Below are 2,500 nucleotides of genomic sequence, written 5' to 3' on the forward strand. Positions count from 1 at the left end.
AGCGATGGCCCTTCCATGCGGAACCACCGGATCACTAAGCCCGACTTTCGTCCCTGCTCGACTTGTAGGTCTCGCAGTCAAGCTCCCTTATGCCTTTGCACTCTACGAATGATTTCCAACCATTCTGAGGGAACCTTTGGGCGCCTCCGTTACACTTTAGGAGGCGACCGCCCCAGTCAAACTGCCCACCTGACACTGTCTCCCGGGTCGATGAGACCCGTAGGTTAGAATTTCAATACAGTCAGGGCGGTATCCCACCAGCGCCTCCACCGAAGCTAGCGCTCCGGTTTCAATGGCTCCCGCCTATCCTGTACAAACTGTACCAAAATTCAATATCAGGCTACAGTAAAGCTCCACGGGGTCTTTCCGTCCTGTCGCGGGTAACCTGCATCTTCACAGGTACTATAATTTCACCGAGTCTCTGGTTGAGACAGTGCCCAAATCGTTACACCTTTCGTGCGGGTCGGAACTTACCCGACAAGGAATTTCGCTACCTTAGGACCGTTATAGTTACGGCCGCCGTTTACTGGGGCTTCAGTTCAGAGCTTCGCTTACGCTAACCCCTCTCCTTAACCTTCCAGCACCGGGCAGGTGTCAGCCCCTATACTTCGCCTTACGGCTTCGCAGAGACCTGTGTTTTTGCTAAACAGTCGCTTGGGCCTATTCACTGCGGCTTTCCGTTAAGAAAGCACCCCTTCTCCCGAAGTTACGGGGTCATTTTGCCGAGTTCCTTAACCAGAGTTCTCTCGCACACCTTAGGATTCTCTCCTCGCCTACCTGTGTCGGTTTGCGGTACAGGCACCTTTTATCTCGCTAGAAGCTTTTCTTGGCAGCGGGGAATCAAAGACTTCGCTCCATAAGGAGCTTCCCCATCACAGCTCAGCCTTCACGATAAGCGGATTTGCCTACTTATCAGCCTAACTGCTTGGACGTGCACAACCAATCGCACGCTTCTTCTATCCTTCTGCGTCCCTCCATTGCTCAAACGATAAAGAGGTGGTACAGGAATATCAACCTGTTGTCCATCGCCTACGCCTGTCGGCCTCGGCTTAGGTCCTGACTAACCCTGAGCGGACGAGCCTTCCTCAGGAAACCTTAGGCATTCGGTGGACGGGATTCTCACCCGTCTTTCGCTACTCATACCGGCATTCTCACTTCTAAGCGCTCCACCAGTCCTTCCGGTCTGACTTCACTGCACTTAGAACGCTCCCCTACCACTGATACCATTGGTATCAATTCGCAGCTTCGGTGGTGTATTTAGCCCCGGTACATTTTCGGCGCAGAGTCACTCGACTAGTGAGCTATTACGCACTCTTTAAATGGTGGCTGCTTCTGAGCCAACATCCTAGTTGTCTAAGCAACTCCACATCCTTTTCCACTTAATACACACTTTGGGACCTTAGCTGGCGATCTGGGCTGTTTCCCTCTTGACTACGGATCTTATCACTCGCAGTCTGACTCCTAAGGATAAGTCATTGGCATTCGGAGTTTGACTGAATTCGGTAATCCGATGAGGACCCCTAGTTCAATCAGTGCTCTACCTCCAAGACTCTTACACTTAAGGCTAGCCCTAAAGCTATTTCGGGGAGAACCAGCTATCTCCAGGTTCGATTGGAATTTCTCCGCTACCCACACCTCATCCCCGCACTTTTCAACGTGCGTGGGTTCGGGCCTCCATTCAGTGTTACCTGAACTTCACCCTGGACATGGGTAGATCACCTGGTTTCGGGTCTACGACCACGTACTAAACGCCCTATTCAGACTCGCTTTCGCTGCGGCTCCGCCTCTTCAGCTTAACCTCGCACGGGATCGTAACTCGCCGGTTCATTCTACAAAAGGCACGCCATCACCCATTAACGGGCTCTGACTATTTGTAGGCACACGGTTTCAGGATCTCTTTCACTCCCCTTCCGGGGTGCTTTTCACCTTTCCCTCACGGTACTGGTTCACTATCGATCACTAGGGAGTATTTAGCCTTGGGAGATGGTCCTCCCAGATTCCGACGGAATTTCACGTGTTCCGCCGTACTCAGGATACATTCAAGAGAGAACGAAGTTTCGACTACGGGGTTATTACCCTCTGTGACGGACCTTTCCAGGTCGCTTCGTCTACCTCGTTCCTTTGTAACTCCGTATAGAATGTCCTACAACCCCAAGAGGCAAGCCTCTTGGTTTGGGCTAGATTCCGTTTCGCTCGCCGCTACTCAGGAAATCGCATTTGCTTTCTCTTCCTCCAGGTACTTAGATGTTTCAGTTCCCTGGGTCTGTCTTCCATACCCTATGTATTCAGGTAAGGATACCATACCATTACGTATAGTGGGTTTCCCCATTCGGAAATCTTCGGATCAAAGCTTACTTACAGCTCCCCGAAGCATATCGGCGTTAGTCCCGTCCTTCATCGACTCCTAGTGTCAAGGCATCCACCGTGCGCCCTTTCTAACTTAACCAAACTAAAATTAAAAAAATATGAGCTACACTGTTATCTAGTTTTCAAAGAACAT

1 rRNA gene (running past one end of the window) is annotated in these 2,500 nt (G+C 51.0%); it reads right to left on the reverse strand.

What is annotated here, in order from left to right:
• Positions 1-2,446: ribosomal RNA gene (locus tag JFU20_RS14730) — 23S ribosomal RNA — on the reverse strand; it reaches 476 nt to the left of the window's first position.
• Between the last annotated feature and the right edge of the window lie 54 nt (positions 2,447-2,500).

The organism is Bacillus sp. TH30 (assembly GCF_016650875.1).
In the GTDB taxonomy this organism is placed as follows: Bacteria; Bacillota; Bacilli; order Bacillales; family Bacillaceae_G; genus Bacillus_A; species Bacillus_A mycoides.